Origin of the sequence: Rhodococcus sp. 14-2483-1-2 (assembly GCF_002259405.1) — a bacterium.
Taxonomy (GTDB): Bacteria; Actinomycetota; Actinomycetes; order Mycobacteriales; family Mycobacteriaceae; genus Rhodococcoides.
In genome coordinates this window covers 578,532-597,175 of record NZ_NPFW01000022.1, presented here as the reverse complement: position 1 = coordinate 597,175, position 18,644 = coordinate 578,532, and the positions used below count along the sequence as shown (strand labels likewise).

22 protein-coding genes are annotated in these 18,644 nt (G+C 64.8%); 18 read left to right on the top strand and 4 right to left on the bottom strand.

From position 1 onward, the window contains the following. Nucleotides 1–46 precede the first annotated feature (46 nt). The 3 genes from CH295_RS23795 to CH295_RS23790 are packed head-to-tail and all read left to right on the top strand — an operon-like array spanning nt 47 to nt 1,485. Nucleotides 47–721 (top strand): lysophospholipid acyltransferase family protein, encoded by a 675-nt coding sequence (locus CH295_RS23795; RefSeq protein ID WP_094742056.1) that lies wholly within the window; start codon nt 47–49, stop codon nt 719–721. Further along, nucleotides 718–882 (top strand): hypothetical protein, encoded by a 165-nt coding sequence (locus CH295_RS28150; RefSeq protein ID WP_212556204.1) that lies wholly within the window; start codon nt 718–720, stop codon nt 880–882. The genes CH295_RS23795 and CH295_RS28150 overlap by 4 nt, the downstream gene beginning before the upstream one ends. A gap of 3 nt (nt 883–885) precedes the next feature. Continuing rightward, nucleotides 886–1,485, top strand: a complete 600-nt coding sequence (locus tag CH295_RS23790) for an SDR family NAD(P)-dependent oxidoreductase (protein ID WP_212556203.1) — start codon at nt 886–888, stop codon at nt 1,483–1,485. Here CH295_RS23790 and CH295_RS23785 read toward each other — a convergent pair. Both CH295_RS23785 and CH295_RS23780 read right to left on the bottom strand, forming a co-directional pair. After that, nucleotides 1,428–2,171 carry a polyprenol monophosphomannose synthase gene (locus CH295_RS23785; RefSeq protein ID WP_094742055.1) on the bottom strand — a complete coding sequence of 248 codons (744 nt, stop codon included), beginning with the start codon at nt 2,169–2,171 and terminating at the stop codon, nt 1,428–1,430. The two genes, CH295_RS23790 and CH295_RS23785, sit on opposite strands and share 58 nt — an antisense overlap. Before the next feature lie 97 nt (nt 2,172–2,268). Continuing rightward, a complete protein-coding gene (locus CH295_RS23780) occupies nt 2,269–3,033 on the bottom strand; it encodes a 2-phosphosulfolactate phosphatase (RefSeq protein ID WP_094742054.1) in 765 nt (254 codons plus the stop codon). A 66-nt stretch (nt 3,034–3,099) separates the two neighbouring features. On the opposite strand from CH295_RS23780, the gene CH295_RS23775 reads away from it, so the two are divergent. Then, nucleotides 3,100–3,531, top strand: a complete 432-nt coding sequence (locus CH295_RS23775; protein ID WP_037189569.1) for a hypothetical protein — start codon at nt 3,100–3,102, stop codon at nt 3,529–3,531. A 5-nt stretch (nt 3,532–3,536) separates the two neighbouring features. Here the strand turns inward: CH295_RS23775 and CH295_RS23770 are convergent, their stop codons facing one another. After that, nucleotides 3,537–3,812 carry a hypothetical protein gene (locus CH295_RS23770; RefSeq protein ID WP_037189568.1) on the bottom strand — a complete coding sequence of 92 codons (276 nt, stop codon included), beginning with the start codon at nt 3,810–3,812 and terminating at the stop codon, nt 3,537–3,539. Nucleotides 3,813–3,912: 100 nt separating this feature from the next. On the opposite strand from CH295_RS23770, the gene CH295_RS23765 reads away from it, so the two are divergent. Together CH295_RS23765 and CH295_RS23760 are read left to right on the top strand one after the other, a co-directional pair. Further along, nucleotides 3,913–4,566 carry an AMIN-like domain-containing (lipo)protein gene (locus CH295_RS23765; RefSeq protein ID WP_094742053.1) on the top strand — a complete coding sequence of 218 codons (654 nt, stop codon included), beginning with the start codon at nt 3,913–3,915 and terminating at the stop codon, nt 4,564–4,566. Nucleotides 4,567–4,645: 79 nt separating this feature from the next. Continuing rightward, a complete protein-coding gene (locus tag CH295_RS23760; RefSeq protein ID WP_094634253.1) occupies nt 4,646–5,095 on the top strand; it encodes a hypothetical protein in 450 nt (149 codons plus the stop codon). A gap of 1 nt (nt 5,096) precedes the next feature. On the opposite strand, the gene CH295_RS23755 is transcribed toward CH295_RS23760, so the two are convergent. Continuing rightward, on the bottom strand, nt 5,097–5,810 hold the full coding sequence (locus tag CH295_RS23755) for an aquaporin (RefSeq protein ID WP_094742209.1): 714 nt from the start codon (nt 5,808–5,810) through the stop codon (nt 5,097–5,099). Nucleotides 5,811–6,099: 289 nt separating this feature from the next. Here CH295_RS23755 and CH295_RS23750 point away from each other — a divergent pair, with 289 nt between their 5' ends. The 12 genes from CH295_RS23750 to nuoL all read left to right on the top strand — a co-directional run bounded on the left by CH295_RS23750 (nt 6,100) and on the right by nuoL (nt 18,644). Next, the gene (locus CH295_RS23750; RefSeq protein WP_032397854.1) at nt 6,100–6,459 is read left to right on the top strand and encodes an NADH-quinone oxidoreductase subunit A; all 360 of its coding nucleotides are present in this window, start codon (nt 6,100–6,102) and stop codon (nt 6,457–6,459) included. 72 nt (nt 6,460–6,531) lie between these two features. Further along, entirely contained in the window at nt 6,532–7,086 is a 555-nt protein-coding gene (locus CH295_RS23745) for a NuoB/complex I 20 kDa subunit family protein (RefSeq protein WP_032397855.1), read from the top strand. Continuing rightward, nucleotides 7,083–7,745, top strand: a complete 663-nt coding sequence (locus CH295_RS23740) for an NADH-quinone oxidoreductase subunit C (RefSeq protein ID WP_094742052.1) — start codon at nt 7,083–7,085, stop codon at nt 7,743–7,745. The genes CH295_RS23745 and CH295_RS23740 overlap by 4 nt, the downstream gene beginning before the upstream one ends. Beyond that, nucleotides 7,745–9,043 carry an NADH dehydrogenase (quinone) subunit D gene (gene nuoD, locus CH295_RS23735; protein WP_037189564.1) on the top strand — a complete coding sequence of 433 codons (1,299 nt, stop codon included), beginning with the start codon at nt 7,745–7,747 and terminating at the stop codon, nt 9,041–9,043. The genes CH295_RS23740 and nuoD overlap by 1 nt, the downstream gene beginning before the upstream one ends. Beyond that, a complete protein-coding gene (gene nuoE / locus CH295_RS23730; RefSeq protein WP_094742051.1) occupies nt 9,040–9,933 on the top strand; it encodes an NADH-quinone oxidoreductase subunit NuoE in 894 nt (297 codons plus the stop codon). Before nuoD ends, nuoE begins: the two co-directional genes overlap by 4 nt. Before the next feature lies 1 nt (nt 9,934). Beyond that, nucleotides 9,935–11,236: an NADH-quinone oxidoreductase subunit NuoF gene (gene nuoF, locus CH295_RS23725; protein ID WP_094634257.1), complete on the top strand. Its 1,302-nt coding sequence runs from the start codon at nt 9,935–9,937 to the stop codon at nt 11,234–11,236. Continuing rightward, nucleotides 11,233–13,833, top strand: a complete 2,601-nt coding sequence (locus CH295_RS23720; RefSeq protein WP_094742050.1) for an NADH-quinone oxidoreductase subunit G — start codon at nt 11,233–11,235, stop codon at nt 13,831–13,833. Before nuoF ends, CH295_RS23720 begins: the two co-directional genes overlap by 4 nt. After that, the gene (gene nuoH, locus CH295_RS23715; RefSeq protein WP_094742049.1) at nt 13,830–15,140 is read left to right on the top strand and encodes an NADH-quinone oxidoreductase subunit NuoH; all 1,311 of its coding nucleotides are present in this window, start codon (nt 13,830–13,832) and stop codon (nt 15,138–15,140) included. Before CH295_RS23720 ends, nuoH begins: the two co-directional genes overlap by 4 nt. After that, entirely contained in the window at nt 15,133–15,690 is a 558-nt protein-coding gene (gene nuoI, locus CH295_RS23710) for an NADH-quinone oxidoreductase subunit NuoI (protein WP_094742048.1), read from the top strand. The genes nuoH and nuoI overlap by 8 nt, the downstream gene beginning before the upstream one ends. Then, nucleotides 15,687–16,463 (top strand): NADH-quinone oxidoreductase subunit J, encoded by a 777-nt coding sequence (locus CH295_RS23705; protein WP_094742047.1) that lies wholly within the window; start codon nt 15,687–15,689, stop codon nt 16,461–16,463. Before nuoI ends, CH295_RS23705 begins: the two co-directional genes overlap by 4 nt. After that, entirely contained in the window at nt 16,460–16,759 is a 300-nt protein-coding gene (gene nuoK / locus CH295_RS23700) for an NADH-quinone oxidoreductase subunit NuoK (RefSeq protein ID WP_008717020.1), read from the top strand. Before CH295_RS23705 ends, nuoK begins: the two co-directional genes overlap by 4 nt. Before the next feature lie 13 nt (nt 16,760–16,772). Beyond that, on the top strand, nt 16,773–18,644 hold the full coding sequence (nuoL, locus tag CH295_RS23695; RefSeq protein ID WP_170946034.1) for an NADH-quinone oxidoreductase subunit L: 1,872 nt from the start codon (nt 16,773–16,775) through the stop codon (nt 18,642–18,644).

Here is an 18,644-nt window from a genome sequence, read left to right as displayed (position 1 = left end):
TTGTCTACTCTCGGCCGTGACGTTGTCCAGCCGAGAGGATTCATCGATGTGGTACTTGCTCTTCAAATATGTGCTGATCGGGCCGATCCTCCGCATTCTGGGTCGGCCGACGGTGGTCGGGATGGAAAATTTTCCGACGTCGGGACCGGTGATCGTCGCTGGAAATCACCTGACCGTCGTCGACTCGTTCTTTCTCGTCCTCATGGTTCGTCGCCGGGTCACCTTCATCGCGAAGAGCGAGTACTTCACCGGCCGGGGAATCAAGGGCGCGGCGCTTCGTTGGTTCTACAGCGCGACAGGTCAGGTTCCCGTCGACCGTCGCGGCGCGGACGCTTCTGCTCCGGCGCTCGACGCTGCGAAAAGCGTTCTGCGACAAGGGAAGGTGTGGGCGGTGTACCCGGAGGGCACGCGATCTCCCGACGGCCGGCTGTACAAGGGCAAGACCGGCCTTGCGAGAGTCGCGATCGAGACGGGTGCCCCCGTCGTGCCGGTGGTGATGCACGGAACGCGCACGGTCAATCCGGTCGGCTCGCGGATGTGGCGCCCGGGGAAGGTGCGCATGACAGTCGGCGAGCCGCTGGACTTCACGAGATATGCAGGGGGAGAGAACAGTAGGGCGATTCTGCGTGCGGCCACCGATGAGGTGATGGCGGGGTTGTCCACCCTGTCGGGTCAGGAATACGTCGACGTGTATGCCGCCACGGTCAAGGATGCAGCATGAACAGCGATGGGCGTACCGTCCTCGTCACCGGTGTGGGTCGACGTCTCGGTATCGGCTATGCCATCACCCGCAGGTTGCAGCAGGACGAGCGCGCCCGCGTTTTCGCGCAATCATGCGATGCCTACGACGTGAGCGAACCGTGGGGAGCGGGGACGCCGTGAGCAGTGCAGGTACTCACCGAGTTGTCCACTGCGCCAAGCAGACTCGGGCATCTGGACATCGATCTCTCCGATGTCGAAGCGCCTGCCGCCCTGTTCGATGCTGTCGAATCCAGGTTCGGTGCCGTCGACTCGTTGGTGATCAACCATGCGCGATCACAGCTGGGCGAACTGGGTTCTCTGACGGCAGAGAACCTCGACCTGACGTGGGCGGTGAACGTGCGCGCGTCGTTGCTTCTGGTGCAGGAATTTGCGCAACGGTACGTCGATCATCCTGACGGTGGACGCGTCGTGCTGTTCACGTCCGGGCAGGGAGAGGGGCCGATGCCGACCGAGATTCCCTATGCGGTGACCAAGGGTGCCATCGCCGCGATCACACCGACCGTGGCCGATTCCCTGATCGAACGTGGTGGAACTCACCGGACGAGGCCGCAGCGGTCGTGGCGATGTTGCTCTCGCCCGATTCGGGCTCGATCACCGGTCAGGTCATCGGCGCCGAAGGCGGATTCCGACGCTTCACGCCGTGATCACGGCGTGGCGCGCCTCGGTCAGAGCTTCTTCTTGTTCAGCAACAACTTCCAGGGCACCAATGCCGACTCGAGCTGAACCGACAGGCTCATCTTGGATTCGCCCTCGCTGCGCTCCTCGAAGGTGATCGGCACTTCGGCGAGAGTGAGGCCGTGCTTGACCGTTCGGTAGTTCATCTCCACCTGGAATGCGTACCCGTTGCTCTCGACCGAGGCCACGTCGATGGTGCGCAGGGTGCGCGCGTGCCACGCCTTGAATCCCGCTGTCGCATCCTTGACTCCGAGGCGCAGGATCGTGTTGACGTAGAAGTTCGCCCACGCCGAAAGGGCCTTGCGGTGCCAGGGCCAATCGGCGGCGACCGCTCCGCCGGGTACGTATCGCGATCCGAGCACCACGGCCGCGTCGGTGGCGTTCAGCTTGTCGATCATCGCCGGGATCACCTCGGTGGGGTGCGAAAGATCGGCGTCCATCTGAATGACGATGTCCGCACCCTCGTCGAGCGCTCGCGTCATGCCTGCGACGTATGCGCGTCCCAGCCCGTTCTTCTCGGTGCGGTGCAGAACGCTGACGTCGATGGGGCCGTCGATGGCCAACTTGTCGGCGACGTCGCCGGTGCCGTCGGGTGAATTGTCGTCGACGACCAACACACCGAGCCCCTCCACCTGCAACCCGGCCAGCAGCTCGACGAGCTTGGGGAGGTTCTCACGTTCGTTGTACGTCGGTACAACGACGGTGGTCTTCGGGGCGACTCGTTCCGTACTCACCACCGTATGATCCGTGATTAGGGGTTCCGATCCAAATATCGGACACGGTCGGCCGTGTCGGGTCGGCATCGTGGGTCGTTTTCGAGCGTCCGTCGCCTCATGACCGAGTCGCGTCGACGAATATGCCGTCGCGCAGAATCGGGACGCAGGAGCTCGAATCGACCTCGGCCGCAATGGCCACGTCTTCCGGGTGTCCCATCCCGGCCAGTTCGCGACCGGAGCCACATTGCCGCAGCTCCGAGCCCACGTCTCGCTCGACGGCTCGCCACGCGGCCGCGGCCGTTCTCGCCTCCGGGGAGGCATCGGTAGCTCCGGCATCGACGAGGGCGGCGATGATTGCACCGGCGCCCCACAGGTCCTCGACGGCAGGCCGGAGGGATCCGTCCGGCCACCGTTCTCCGGCCGCTATGACGGTCGTCACGGCATTTCGGTTGTCGGCACGTATCCACCGCGCTACCGCGGATGCGTTTCTCAGCGACGCTCCCACACACAGCGGGGCCGTGCTCGCGAGATCGTGGGCGATGGTGGACCCGTTCGGTGACGGCAGCACCAACCGTGCCGGGGCGGGCGCGGCCCGTACGGTGGCCGGGCACAAGCTGATCAGGCCCGGTGACGCGGCCGACCGCCCCACGGCGAGAACCGCGTCGAACTGCTCGGCCAACTGCGTGGCCCGGTCGTCGCGCCACCGACTGGGGATGACGTCGATGCCCGCGTCCACAGCAACCGTCAGAGTCGTCGTGAACGACAGGACGTCCACGACGACGGCGATGGCTGCGCCGTCGACGATGGCGTCGGCTCCACACAGGCCCCAGTCGAAGCGGAGACCGAATGCGTTCTGGGACAGTACGGGGTCGGCCGGCATTGCGGAACGGTATCAAGTCCGGTGCCGGTGATACCTTCGGCGCGGGATCGAGTGGGGGAGAGAGACATGCAGTTGGAGCCGGACACAAAGGTGATCGTCCTCGTGGCCGGTCTACTGCTGCTCTGGGCACTGGGGTTGGGGGTCGTCAAGTATCACCAGATGTCGACGTCGGCGGATGGCACCGCGCATCGTTATGTCGACATCGCTCATCGGGCAGCGTTGATGTACTCGTTCGCCGCCCTGGTTCTCGCTGCGCTGGCACAGTTCAGCGCGTGGTCGGTCACGGTGGATCTGATCGCCGCATCGGTGGTGCTGGTGTTCTTCGTCGCTGCCATCGTGAGCTACACCGTGCACGGGTTTCGTCGAGATACCGAGAACCAGTTCGTGAATCCCGTCCGGGGGACGCACCTGTTCATGGTGTCGTTGATCGTCGGCGAAATCGGCGGTACAGCGGTGCTGGTGGCCGGTTTCGCATTCGCGCAGTTCGGTCCGAGCTGAGAGAGCTACCGAGGATCCAGGTACAGCTCGGCAGTCTCGGTGGCGACCGCCGACACGGCAGCGGCAAGACCGGGCTCGAGGTCCAGCGCGGCTGTGAGTCGATCTCCGCGCAGCCCCTGCGTTCGGAGCAGCTCCCAGGCTTGTTCGACCAGGCGAACCGAGGTGGGATGGTCCAACTCGGGGCGGTTCGAGCGCAATGCGGTCGCAGCCCAGTCCGCGTCGAAAGTCCCGTTGGGCGGCCCGAACACACGCTCACCGGACGAATAGCTCTTCGGCTCCATACCCTCCGACGCTAGCAGGATCGGAGGGCGGCGCAATCGTGACCGAATCGGGTCGAGACAGCACTATCGAACCGATCGGTTTCTTCAGTACGGTATCGCAATGTACGACGGCTACCGCAGAGCTCGAGTCGCGCTCTCGGTCGTCGGATCACTGCTGTTCGGTGTGCTCGCGGGCTGCTCCGGCGCGGACGGCAGCGGCCGGGTCGACGATGTCCCGGCCGCCGCGAACTACACCACGGTCACGGGGTCGTTGGTGGTCGGTGATCCTCTATCCGGTCCGGGAACGCCCACCGAAGCGCCGACTGCGGTACTGCCGGTGGTACCGGAGCTCCCTGAGAGTCTCGACGGTGCGCGGTTCCCGAGCAGGTCGCCGGTCGGCGTCACCGACGTGGTGCTCGAAGGGGCGTCGACGGTCGTATTCAGGTTGGCAGGCAACGGCCCGGTGTCCTTCACGGTCCGGTATGTGGACGAGGCCATTCGCTACGGCACCAGTGAACCGCTGGCAGTGCCGGGGAGATCCGTGTTGCAGGTGGACCTGTCGGGTACGTCGACGGACTCCGACGACACATTCTCGCCGTATGCCGGGCCCGAGCGTGTCCGAGGCGGTGCTGATTCCGCTGTCGCCTCGGTCGATTTCCTGGCCGATCCCGGCGGTATCTCACAGTCCTTCATCGGAGTTGCGGCCGATCGACCCGAGTTCACGGTGACCACCACCGAAGAACCCGCCGCGGTGATCGTCACCGTCGAGTCCTGACCGGCGCTGGAACGTCGAATGCACTTCGGCCGTGGCTGTTTCGATCCGTTTACCGGGGAACCCGCGGTAGCATCGCGATGTGTCCGACGCCACAGCGGGAGAGAGCCCATCCGGGCGTGTGCGCGTGCTCGTCTACAGCAGCAATGCCGCGACCCGCGCCCAGGTTCGGTCTGCGGTGGGAACTCGACCGGATCCCGCACTCGGTGACATCGAGTACGTCGACATCGCCACGGCAGCCGTCGTCATCGAGCACATGGATGCAGGCGGTGTCGCGTTGGCAATTCTCGACGGCGAGTCCTCGCCCGTAGGCGGGCTGGGCCTGGCGAAGCAGCTGAAAGACGAGATCCTTCACTGCCCACCGGTGTTGGTGCTCATCGGACGTCCGGACGACGCATGGTTGGCCGAATGGTCGCGCGCCGAGGCTGCGGTTCCGCACCCGCTGGATCCGATCCGGCTCGGGCGCGCAGTGGTCGATCTGCTGAAGCAGCATTCGGTACGCGTCGGTGCCCGGGTCACTCGATCGCGGTAGATCAGACCGTTTTCTCCGATGCGGGCACCGTCAGCACGAATCGGTGGATCGAGCCGGCGATGACAGCACCGAGCACGGGGAACACCACGAACACCCACAGTTGTGACAGGGCAGGTCCGCCGGCGACGAGGGCTGGGCCGAGGGACCGGGCAGGGTTGACCGAGGTCGAGTCGATTCCGATGCCCAGTAGGTGAACCACAGTCAGGGTCAGGCCGATCGGGATGCCGGCCGCCACGACGGGGTGAACGGTGGGGGCCGTGGTGGCCAGCACGACGAGGACGAGCAAGCCGGTCGCGATGGTCTCGAACACCGCCACCGACACCAGCCCGTATTCTCCGGGCGAGGAGCTGCCGAATCCATTGGTGCCCAGACCGTCCGACGAGATGTCGTATCCGGGACGGCCGGACGCGACGAACAGTACGATCAGCGCGCCGATCACGGCACCGACGGCCTGGGCGGCGATGTAGAACGCAGCCTTGATCGGGGTGATCGCGCGAGCGATCAAGGCTCCGATCGTCACGGCCGGGTTGATGTGGCATCCCGAGATCGGGCCGATCGCGTAGACGAGGGTGAGCAGTGTGAGCCCGAATGCCAGGGCGATGCCCGGGGTTCCGACGGTGTCGCCCGCGATGACGGCGGTGCCGACGCCGAAGATCACGAGCAGGGCAGTTCCCAGTCCCTCGGCGGCGAGCGCCGAGACGGAAATCGACTTCATCATTTCTCCTGTTTCATGTCGGCGGCCTCGTTCGGCCGGCCGGAATCGTCGGGAGGTTTGTCGTTTTCCCCGGACCGGAGCGTATGGGGCGATCAAGTGATCTGAGTCACAGTTGGCCGGGTGGCCGGGATCGGGTGCCCCATGCGCGTCAACGGATTACGAAACTGGACTCCTCGAAATCCCGCGAGATCGACACCGAACCCATACTGTGTGGTTCAGGTCACATTGGTACGGCCGTCGCATTTACTACGCGCCGGCGCGGTAGTCGATCGAGGGAGCAGATGCCGGGATGAACGCCTACGTTCCGATCCTCGTTCTCGGTGCCATTGCGGTCGTGTTCGCGGTGTTCTCGGTGATGGTCGGAACGATGGTGGGACCCGCGCGGTACAACCGAGCCAAGTTCGACGCGTACGAGTGCGGCATCGAGCCCACGATGCATGCGCCTACGGGCCAACGATTTCCGGTGAAGTTCTACCTGACCGCCATGCTGTTCATCATCTTCGACATCGAGATCGTCTTTCTCTATCCGTGGGCCGTCCATCTCGATGTTCTCGGCGCGTTCGGGCTGGTTGCCATGGCGCTGTTCGTCGTCAACGTGTCGGTGGCCTACGTCTACGAGTGGCGGCGAGGCGGGCTCGGATGGGATTGACGTCCGAACACTGATCGGCGACGGCACGATGCACGGTTCTCACCTTCAGCGGATGCGGAAAGAGTGTGATCGATGGGACTCGAAGAGAAGCTACCCAGTGGATTTCTGCTGACCACCGTCGAGGGGCTGGCCGGCTACGCCCGCAAGGGTTCGTTGTGGCCCGCGACCTTCGGTCTCGCGTGCTGCGCGATCGAGATGATGGCCACCACGTCCGGCCGGTTCGATCTCGCGCGATTCGGCATGGAAGCGTTCCGGGCGTCTCCGCGCCAAGCGGATCTGATGATCGTCGCAGGCCGTGTCAGCCAGAAGATGGGGCCCGTACTGCGGCAGGTGTACGACCAGATGGCGGAACCGAAATGGGTCTTGGCCATGGGAGTCTGCGCGTCCTCGGGCGGGATGTTCAACAACTACGCGGTGGTTCAGGGTGTCGATCACATCGTCCCGGTCGACATCTACCTTCCCGGTTGTCCACCCCGACCCGAAATGCTGCTCAACGCAATCCTTGAGCTGCACAAAAAGATTCAGGAGATGCCGCTGGGTGTCAATCGAGAACAGGTGCGCGCGGCTGCCGAGGCTGCAGCGCTGGCCTCCACCCCGACCATCGACTTGAAGGGGCTGCTGCGATGACAGCGGACGGAACCCGTGGGATGTTCGGTGTCCGGGGGAGCGGTGACACCTCCGGCTACGGCCGGTTGCAGCCGCCGTTGGCATCGGCGGACACGGCTGTTCGGCCCTACGGCAGCTACTTCGACGCCCTGGTCGATCGATTGGCCACGGTTCTCGACACCGGTGACGCGGCCGTGCCGTTCGAGGACGCCGTCGAGCGTGCCGTGATCTTTCGTGGGGAACTGACGCTGCATCTCTCGCGGGAGCACGTGCCCGCCGTGGCCCGTGCTCTCCGTGACGACGAGGAACTGAGATTCGAATTGTGCACGGGGGCATCGGGTGTGCACTACCCGGATCAGGTCGGCCGGGAATTGCGTGCGGTCTACCATCTGGTGTCCATCACCCACGGACGCCGCCTCCGACTCGAAGTTGCTGTACCCGATGCAGATCCACACACGCCCTCGCTCTGCGCGGTGTATCCGACCAACGACTGGCACGAGCGCGAGGTGTACGACTTCTTCGGCATCGTGTTCGACGGTCATCCCGCACTCACGCGGATCGAGATGCCCGACGACTGGGTCGGTCACCCGCAACGCAAGGACTATCCACTGGGCGGAATTCCCATCGAGTACAAGGGCGCTCGGGTCGCGCCTCCCAACGAGCGCAGGTCGTACAACTGATGAGCGCAACGGACGAAACCATCTATGCAGTGTCGGGCCAGGACTGGGACGACGTGGTCGAACTGGCGCGCGGGTCGACCACGGAACGCATCGTGGTCAACATGGGTCCGCAACACCCGTCCACCCATGGTGTGCTGCGGTTGATTCTCGAGATCGAAGGCGAGACCGTCACCGAGGCCCGATGTGGAATCGGCTACCTGCACACCGGAATCGAGAAGAATCTCGAGTATCGCAACTGGACTCAGGGCGTCACGTTCGTCACTCGGATGGACTATCTGTCGCCCTTCTTCAACGAGACCGCGTACTGCCTGGGGGTGGAGAAGCTACTCGACATCACCGACGACATTCCCGAGCGCGCGACGGTCGTCCGGGTGATGTTGATGGAGCTCAATCGGATCTCGTCGCACCTCGTGGCATTGGCCACGGGTGGAATGGAATTGGGTGCCGTGACGGCGATGCTGTTCGGCTTCCGGGAACGCGAACTGATACTCGACGTCTTCGAGGCCATCACCGGACTTCGCATGAACCACGCCTACATCCGTCCCGGTGGCTTGTCTCAGGATCTGCCCGCCGACGCGATCGACAAGGTCCGCGAGCTGCTGCGGGTTCTTCCCGGACGGCTACGCGATCTCGAACTCATGCTCAACGACAACCCGATCTGGAAGGCCAGAACCGAGAACGTCGGCTACCTGGACCTCACCGGGTGCATGGCCCTCGGCGTCACCGGGCCGGTGCTTCGATCGACCGGACTTCCCTACGATCTGCGCCGGTCCGATCCCTACTGCGGGTACGAGAACTACGAGTTCGATGTCGTCACCGACACCGGATGCGACTGCTACGGGCGCTATCTGATTCGCGTCGAAGAGATGAAGGAATCGCTCAAGATCGTCGAGCAGACTCTCGATCGTCTGCGGCCAGGACCAGTGGTCATCGACGACAAGAAGATCGCCTGGCCGGCCGAACTGGTCTCCGGCCCCGATGGTCTCGGCAATTCTCAGGACCACGTGCGCACCATCATGGACACCTCGATGGAGTCGTTGATCCACCACTTCAAGTTGGTGACCGAGGGGATGCGGGTACCGGCAGGGCAAGTGCTGTCCACGGTGGAATCGCCGCGAGGCGAACTGGGTGTGCACATCGTCAGCGACGGCGGAACCCGGCCGTACCGAGTGCACTTCAGAGACCCCTCCTTCACCAACTTGCAGGCGGTCGCCGCCATGTGCGAGGGCGGCATGATCTCCGACGTCATCGCTGCCGTCGCGAGTATCGATCCGGTGATGGGCGGGGTGGACCGATGACCGCGCCACGCTCGGAGCCGGTGCTCGTCCAACTCGGAGCACGCCCCGAGGAAGCCGTACAACTTGTCGGCCCCGACGCACGCGCGTCCTATCCCGCCGACGTCCGTGCCCGCCTACGCGCCGACGCCGACATCGTCCTCGCTCGTTATCCGCAGGCCCGATCGGCGTTGCTACCGCTGCTGCACCTGGTGCAATCCGAGGACGGCTATCTGACGCCGGCCGGAATCGAATTCTGTTCCGACGTACTCGATCTCACCGGTGCAGAGGTGACCGCGGTCGCGACCTTCTACTCGATGTACCGCCGCGAGCCCACCGGCGACTACCGCGTCGGAGTGTGCACCAACACCCTGTGCGCCGTCATGGGCGGCGACGCCATCATGGACGCTCTGCGGGATCACCTCGAGATCGACCACGGCGAGACCACCGCCGACGGCAGCATCACCCTCGAGCACATCGAATGCAACGCCGCGTGCGACTTCGCGCCGGTGATGATGGTGAACTGGGAATTCTTCGACAACAGCACACCGGCGTCGGCGCGGGAATTGGTCGACGCGCTTCGTTCCGGTGCGCAGGTGACCCCGACCCGCGGCGCTCCGTTGTGCACGTTCCGCGAGACCGAGCGCATTCTGGCCGGGTTCGCCGACGACCGACCAGGGGCACTCGAATCGTCCGGCAGCGCAGGCGAAGCCAGTCTCGTCGGCCTGCGGTACGCCCGAGAGCACTCGATGTCTGCTCCCCAGGTCGTCACCGGCTCCCCGGACGGGCATCCCGACCTGGGTGCCGAGGCCGTGGCGGAGACGGTGCGCGAGAAACCGGCTCCGGCTCCCTCTGCGACCGTTCCACCGCAGCCGAACACCACCGAAACCGATCCATCGACGAAGGGGAAGTGACATGGCCCTGACGCCGGTGCTGAGCGAGTTCTGGGACGAGAAGGACTCGTGGACACTCGACACCTACCGCAGTCACGACGGATACCGGGGGCTCGAGAAGGCCCTTGCCATGGACCCCGACGATCTCATCGCATTCGTCAAGGATTCCGGCCTGCGCGGCCGTGGCGGCGCGGGATTCCCCACCGGAACGAAGTGGAGCTTCATTCCTCAGGGTGACGGGAAAGCTCACTATCTGGTGGTCAACGCCGACGAGTCGGAGCCGGGCACCTGCAAGGACATGCCCTTGATGATGGCGAGCCCGCACACGTTGATCGAAGGAATCATCATCGCGGCCTACGCAATACGTGCATCGCGCGCATTCGTCTACGTTCGCGGCGAAGTGGTACCGGTGCTGCGCAGACTGCAGGCCGCGGTTGCCGAGGCATACTCCGCGGGCTACCTGGGCAAGAACCTCCTCGAATCGGGGTTCGACCTCGAGCTGGTGATCCATGCCGGGGCCGGGGCCTACATCTGCGGCGAGGAGACGGCGCTACTCGATTCGCTGGAAGGGCGACGAGGTCAACCCCGACTGCGTCCACCGTTTCCCGCGGTTGCAGGCCTGTATGCGCGCCCAACGGTGGTCAACAACGTGGAATCGATAGCCAGCGTCCCGGTGATCCTGCGCAAGGGAATCGAATGGTTCCGATCGATGGGAAGCGAGAAGTCACCCGGCTTCACCCTCTACTCGATGTCCGGCCACGTATGTCGGCCCGGCCAGTACGAGGCCCCGCTTGGCATCACCCTGCGGGAGCTGCTGGGCTACGCGGGTGGCATCCGTCCCGGCCACGAGCTGAAATTCTGGACACCGGGAGGATCGTCGACGCCGATGTTCACCGGCGAGCACCTGGACGTGCCACTCGACTACGAGGGCGTCGGCGCCGCCGGATCGATGTTGGGTACCAAGGCCTTGCAGATCTTCGACGACACGACGTGCGTCGTGCGAGCGGTGCTGCGATGGACGGAGTTCTACGCACACGAATCCTGCGGCAAATGCACGCCGTGCCGCGAAGGAACCTACTGGCTGGTGCAGATACTGCGCCGCCTCGACGGCGGAACCGGCACCGAGGCGGACCTCACGACACTGCTCGACATCGCAGACGGCATCGCTGGAAAGTCGTTCTGCGCGTTGGGAGACGGAGCCGCAAGCCCGATCGTGTCCTCGCTGAAGTACTTCCGCGACGAATACATCCGACATGTCACCGAACAGGGATGCCCATTCGATCCACACCGATCGACCCTGATGGCAAAGGAGCTGACGGCATGACGGCACCAGCAGATGGTCGTTCCGCAGGCTCCACTCCTGCACCCTCTGGTCGTTCCGCAGGCTCCACTCCTGAACCGTCTGGTCGTTCCGCAGGCTCCACTCCTGCCCCTGAACAGTCGGTCACTCCGGTCGACATGGTGACACTGACCATCGACGACCACGAGATCAGTGTTCCGAAGGGCACGTTGGTGATTCGAGCCGCCGAGCTGATGGGCGTGCAGATTCCGCGCTTCTGCGATCACCCGTTGCTCGATCCGGTGGGGGCGTGCCGGCAATGCCTCGTCGATGTCGAGGGTCAACGCAAGCCGTTGGCGTCCTGTACCACGACCGTGGCCGAGGGCATGATCGTGCGCACTCAGGTGACGTCGGAGTCGGCGGAGAAGGCGCAACGCGGCGTGATGGAGTTGCTGCTGATCAATCATCCGCTCGATTGCCCGGTGTGCGACAAGGGCGGTGAGTGTCCGTTGCAGAATCAGGCGATGGCTGCGGGTCGGTCCGAATCCAGATTTGTCGAGACCAAGCGCACGTATCCCAAGCCGATTCCCTTGTCGGCCGAGATTCTGCTCGACCGCGAGCGGTGCGTCCTGTGTGCGCGATGCACTCGTTTCGCCGCCCAAGTGGCCGGCGACCCGTCCATCGACCTCCTCGAACGTGGTGCCGTTCAACAGGTCGGCATCTTCGGTAACGAGCCGTTCGACTCCTACTTCTCGGGCAACACCGTTCAGATCTGTCCGGTCGGTGCGCTGACCAACACCGAGTATCGGTTCCGGGCGCGTCCGTACGACCTCACCTCGTCGCCGAGCGTGTGCGAGCACTGCGCAGGGGGCTGCGCTCAACGCACGGACCATCGACGCGGCAAGGTCCTTCGCCGGCTGGCGGGGGACGACCCGCAGGTCAACGAGGAATGGAACTGCGACAAGGGAAGGTGGGCGTTCAAATACGCCACCGAACCCGATCGCATCACCGCGCCGATGATCCGCGACGAATCGGGGAAGTTGATCGAGACGTCGTGGTCGGCTGCGCTGGCTGCCGCGGCGGCCGGACTGGCCGGATCGGTCGGCCACGCCGCGGTACTCGTGGGCGGACGATCGACTCTCGAGGACTCCTACGCGTACGCCAAGTTTGCTCGAACAGTGCTGCACACCAACGATATCGACTTCCGAAATCGCAGCCACAGCGCCGAGGAAGCGGATTTCCTGGCCGGTCGAATCGCGGCGACCGGGTTGGGGGTCACCTACACCGACCTCGAGAACGCCCCGGTGGTGGTGCTCGTCGGCTTCGAGCCCGAGGAAGAGTCACCACTGGTGTTCCTGAGGCTTCGGAAGGCGCACCGCACGAGCGCAGTGGTGGTGGCCTCGATCGCGCCGTTCTCCACTCGGGGCCTACGAAAGCTCGACGGCGTCCTGCTGCAGTCGATTCCCGGTGACGAGCCGGGGTGGCTCGATGCGTTGCACGTCGGCGATCGTGGCACCGAATCGATTGCACACCTCCTCCGAGAGCCCGGTGCGATCGTTCTCGTCGGTGAGCGGCTCGGCTCCGTTCCCGGGGGTCTGGCGGCGGCGTCGAAACTGGCGGACGACACCGGGGCGAGCCTGGCCTGGATTCCGCGACGTGCCGGCGAACGCGGTGCGCTCGACGCAGGGGCGCTGCCGAACGTTCTGCCCGGCGGGCGTCCGGTGGCCGATGCGGCTGCGCGCGCCGAGGCGGCCGCGGTATGGGGAGTGCCCGAGCTACCGGAGGAGGTGGGCCGCGACACCGCTGCGATCCTCGCCGACGCAGGACCGAATCGCGCCCTGGTCACTGCCGGAATCGATCTCGACGATCTTCCGGACCCCCAGGAGGCGCTCGACGCCGTGGACAAATCGGCGTTCGTGGTGAGCCTCGAGCTGCGCCACAGTGCGGTCACCGAGCGGGCCGACGTGGTGTTCCCGGTGGCACCGGTGGTCGACAAATCGGGAACTTTCGTCGACTGGGAAGGACGACCTCGCGCGTTCGACACTGCACTCGGTGCCGGCGCGGTGATGCCGGATCAACGCATCCTCGACGCCATCGCCGCGCAGATGGGCGTCGCACTGGCCGTGCCCGACGCGGCGGCGGCACGCGCCGAGCTGGCTCGCCTCGGTGTGTGGAACGGCCCGCGCACCGCGGTGGCCCGGGTTGCACACCGCACGGAAGTTCCGACCCTCGGGCCAGGTGAGGCGATTCTGACCACGTGGCGGATGCTCATCGATGCGGGACGGATGCAGGACGGCGAGGACAACCTCGCCGCGACCGGCCGCACGCCCACGGTTCGGTTGTCGGCGACGACGGCCTCGTCCATCGGAGCGGAGACCGGCGACCTGGTGAGTGTCGTGACCGACCGAGGTTCGATCACGTTGCCGCTGACGATCACCGACCTGCCCGACACCGTGGTGTGGATACCGATGAACTCGCCCGGTTCGGCGGTGTACCGCTCGCTGGGGGTGCAGTCGGGCGCGGTTGTGCGACTTCGTCGTGGTTCTGCGGAACGACCCGAAAATTCAGGAGTGGAGCCTGCGGAACGACCCGAAAATTCAGGAGTGGAGCCTGCGGAACGACCCGAAAGTGGGCAGTCATGATCGTGGCCGCGCCGACCGATCTGTCGATGTTCGGCAACGACCCGTGGTGGTTGGTCGTCGGGAAGGCCTTGGCGGTCTTCGTCTTCCTGGTGCTGACGCCGCTGGTCGCGATCTACGCCGAACGCAAGATCATGGCGTGGATGCAGATGAGGGTGGGGCCCAACCGGGTGGGCCCGTGGGGTCTGCTGCAGTCGCTCATGGACGGGATCAAGCTGGCACTGAAGGAGGGGATCACTCCGACCGGCGTCGACAAGCCGATTTACGTTTTGGCTCCGATCATTTCGGTGGTTCCTGCGTTCATGGCCTTCGCCGTGATTCCGTTCGGTCCCGAGGTGTCGGTGTTCGGTACGACGACACCGCTGCAGATGACCGACCTGCCGGTGGGGGTTCTGTACATTCTCGCGGTCACGTCGGTGGGTGTGTACGGGATCGTGTTGGCGGGGTGGGCGTCGGGCTCGACGTACCCGCTGCTCGGTGCGCTGCGTTCGACGGCGCAGGTGATTTCCTACGAGGTCGCGATGGGCCTGTCGTTCGCGGCGGTCTTCGTGTACGCGGGGACCATGTCGACGTCCGGAATCGTTGCTGCGCAACAGAACACCTGGTACGTGTTTCTGCTGCTGCCCTCGTTCCTGGTGTACGTGACAGCGATGGTCGGCGAAACCAACCGCGCTCCGTTCGATCTGCCCGAGGCGGAGGGCGAGTTGGTGGGCGGATTCCACACGGAGTACTCGTCCCTTCGTTTCGCCATGTTCATGCTCGCCGAGTACATCAACATGGTCACCGTGTCGGCACTCGCGACCACGCTGTTCCTCGGCGGCTGGCAGGCTCCGATTCCGCTGAGTCTGTGGAGCGGTGCCAATTCGGGGTGGTGGCCGGTGCTGTGGTTCACCCTCAAGGTCTGGGTGTTCCTGTTCGTGTTCATCTGGCTGCGTTCGACACTGCCGAGGCTGCGCTACGACCAGTTCATGAACTTCGGCTGGAAGATTCTCATTCCGGTTGCCCTGATCTGGGTCATGGTGATCGCGACGGTGCGGGTACTCGGGGCCGATCGGTACGACGTACCGCTGGTCACGTTCGGCGTGTCGATGATCTTCGCGGTGGCCGTGCTGGGTGCGCTGCTGCTGATGGTGCGCAGGCGTGCACGGGAACGGAACGTGCCGCCTCCTGCGCCCGTCGCCGAGTTCGATGCTGTGGCAGGCGGATTCCCGATACCTCCAATCCCCAAGCAGGGCTCGACTTACCCGAGCCGGCACGCCGGTGTGCGCTCACCCGCCGCCAGGTCACCGAAGGAGAACGCCGATGCCTGAATTTCTCGGTCCCATAGCCGGTTTCGGGGTCACGTTCGCCACGATGTTCAAGAAGGCCGAGACGGAGCTGTACCCGGAGGAGAAGAAGCCGACCGAGGTTCGCTACCACGGTCGTCATCAGCTCAATCGGTACGCCGACGGTCTCGAGAAGTGCATCGGCTGCGAGCTCTGCGCGTGGGCCTGCCCGGCCGACGCCATCTACGTCGAAGGAGCCGACAACACCGAGACCGAGAGGTTCTCTCCGGGCGAGCGCTACGGCGGGGTCTATCAGATCAACTACCTCCGGTGCATCGGGTGCGGCCTGTGTGTTGAGGCCTGTCCGACACGCGCTCTGACGATGACCAACGAGTACGAGCTGGCCGGTGACAACCGTGCCGATCTGATCTACGAGAAGGACGCGCTGCTGGCACCGCTGGAGCCGGACATGACGGCACCGCCGCACGCGATGGCACCGGGCCTGTCGGCAGAGGATTACTACCGCGGAACCGTCACCGGCCACGAGTCACCGGCCGAGTCCCCAGCCGAACCCGAGGGCGGTTCGGTGCGATGAGGGCACAGGATGCTGCTGTGCAGCTCGCCCTCGATGCCACGTCCACCGGTGAGGCCGTGCAGTTCTGGACCCTGGGTGTCGTTGCCGTCATCGGTGCGCTCGGCGTGGTGATGAGTACCAAAGCCGTCTACTCGGCGTTGTTCCTCGCCGCCACGATGGTGGTACTGGCGACCTTCTACATGGCGCAGGGTGCGTTGTTCCTCGGTGTCGTGCAGATCGTCGTCTACACCGGCGCGGTCATGATGCTGTTCCTGTTCGTTCTGATGCTCGTCGGAGTCGACACCTCGGAGTCGCTGACCGAAACCTTGCGTGGGCACCGCATCGCGGCCGTCGTCATCGGAATCGGCTTCGGACTGTTGATCATCGGGGTACTGCTTCGCGATGCGGCCCAGGGTGGTCGGCTCGACTTCGCCGGTCTCGACGCCGTCAACTCCGCCGGAAACGTCGAGGGCCTGGCAGAGCTGATCTTCGTCGAGTACGTGTGGGCGTTCGAGTTGACCGGGGCACTGTTGATCACTGCCACCATCGGGGCGATGATCCTGGCGCACCGGGAAGCTCTGGGGCCGGTCAAGGGTCAGCGAGAGATGGCGCAGGATCGATTCCGCGACGGTTCGAGGGTGACGCCTCTGCCGAGCCCAGGGGTGTACGCCAGACACAACGGGGTCGATCGCCGCGCTCTGTTGCCCGACGGAACCGAATCCGAGTCGTCCGTCAACGCCATGTTCGCCGATCAACGGAGCCAGTACAGGGTGGACGGGGGTGACGAGCGATGAACCCGGAGAACTATCTCTACCTGTCCGTTCTGCTGTTCACGATAGGCGCGGCAGGCGTCATCGTCAGGCGCAACGCCATCATCGTGTTCATGTGCATCGAATTGATGCTCAACGCAGTCAATCTCGCGTTCGTCACCTTCTCCCGCATGCACGGCAATCTCGACGGACAGTTGTTCGCGTTCTTCACCATGGTGGTCGCCGCCGCCGAGGTGGTGGTGGGCCTGGCCATCATCATGGCCATATTCCGTTCTCGTCGGTCGATTTCGATGGACGAGAACTCCCTGATGAAGAATTGACGGGGGCGCAGAAATGATGTCGATACTGTGGCTTCTTCCGGCTCTGCCGGCGTTCGGTGCGGCGTTCCTGCTGCTCGCCGGCAGGCGCACCGACGGGTGGGGGCATCTCGTCGCGACGGCAGCGACAGTGTCCTCGTTCGTGGTGGCCGCGGTGGTGTTCGCATCGATGCTGGGCCGTGCAGAATCGGGCCGGGCCCTCACCCAAACCCTGTTCCGATGGGTTCCGGTCGACGAATTGCAGGTCGAGTTCGGCTTGCGCGCAGATCAATTGTCGATCTGCTTCGTCCTGCTGATCACCGGGGTCGGGTCGCTCATTCACGTGTACTCCATCGGCTACATGAGCCACGACGCCGAGCGGCGACGCTTCTTCGCGTACCTCAACCTGTTTCTGGCAGCCATGCTGCTGCTGGTCCTGGCCGACAACTTCCTGGGCTTGTATCTGGGGTGGGAGGGTGTCGGACTGGCGTCGTATCTGCTCATCGGCTTCTGGCAGCACAAGCCGTCGGCTGCGTCGGCTGCCCGAAAAGCGTTCGTGGTCAACCGAGTCGGCGACATCGGCCTGGCCGTTGCGCTGATGATCATGTTCGTGAACTTCGGCTCCGTGCAGTACGACGACGTGTTCGCCGGAATCGGCGAGGCGAGCGAATCGGTGGCCACCGCCATGGCGCTGATGCTGCTTTTGGCGGCGTGTGGAAAGTCGGCGCAGGTGCCGCTGCAGTCCTGGCTCGGTGACGCCATGGAGGGCCCGACACCGGTGTCGGCATTGATTCACGCGGCCACGATGGTCACGGCAGGGGTGTACCTCATCGTGCGCTCCGGACCGGTGTTCGAGGCGTCGCCCACCGCCCGCGCGGCCACCGTCACCGTCGGGGCGGTCACCTTGCTGTTCGGTGCCGTCATCGGTTGTGCGAAGGACGACATCAAGAAGGCGCTCGCGGCGTCGACGATGAGTCAGATCGGGTACATGCTGCTCGCGGCCGGGCTCGGCCCCTCCGGATACGCCTACGCCATCGTGCTGTTGATCTCGCACGGCTTCTTCAAAGCGGGCTTGTTCCTGGGCGCGGGCTCGGTGATGCACGCGATGAACGACGAGACCGACATGCGACGGTTCGGTGGGCTCCGCGCCGCGATGCCGATCACGTTCGTCACGTTCGGCCTCGGCTATCTCGCCATCATCGGACTGCCGCCGTTCTCCGGCTTCTTCGCCAAGGACCCGATCATCGAGGTCGCATTCGCCGCCGAAGGAGTGGCAGGTCCGATTCTCGGCTGCGTGACATTGCTCGGTGCCGGCCTGACGGCCTTCTACATGACTCGCGTGATGCTGTTGACCTTCTTCGGTCCGAAACGCTGGTCCGCGCAAGCACATCCGCACGAGGCTTCGGCGACGATGACTGCCCCGATGATCGTGTTGGCCGTCGGCTCGGTGGCGTCGGGAGCTTTCCTTGCGGTGGGCGGACGCCTCGAGACGTGGCTGGAACCCGTCGTGGGGTCGGCACCCGAGGAGCACGCGATTCCGGCCTGGGTGGTCACCGTCGCCGTCCTGGTGGTCGTGCTGGTCGGCGCGAGCGTCGCCTACCGTAAGTACATCGCGAACGAGGTTCCGCCGACACCACCCGACGATGTGTCGCCCCTGACCCGAGCTGCACGTGCCGATCTCTACGGAGATGCCGTCAACGAGGCCGCATTCATGCGGCCGGGACAGACACTCACGCGCGCATTGGTGCACGCCGACAACGGGATCGACGCCGTCGTGGACGGGGTGGGGAGCTCGATCGGAGGCGCATCGACGCGGTCTCGGCGACTGCAGACGGGCTACGTGCGGTCGTACGCGTTGGCGATGTTCGCGGGAGCCGTTCTCGTCGTACTGATGGTGGTGGCTTTGTGA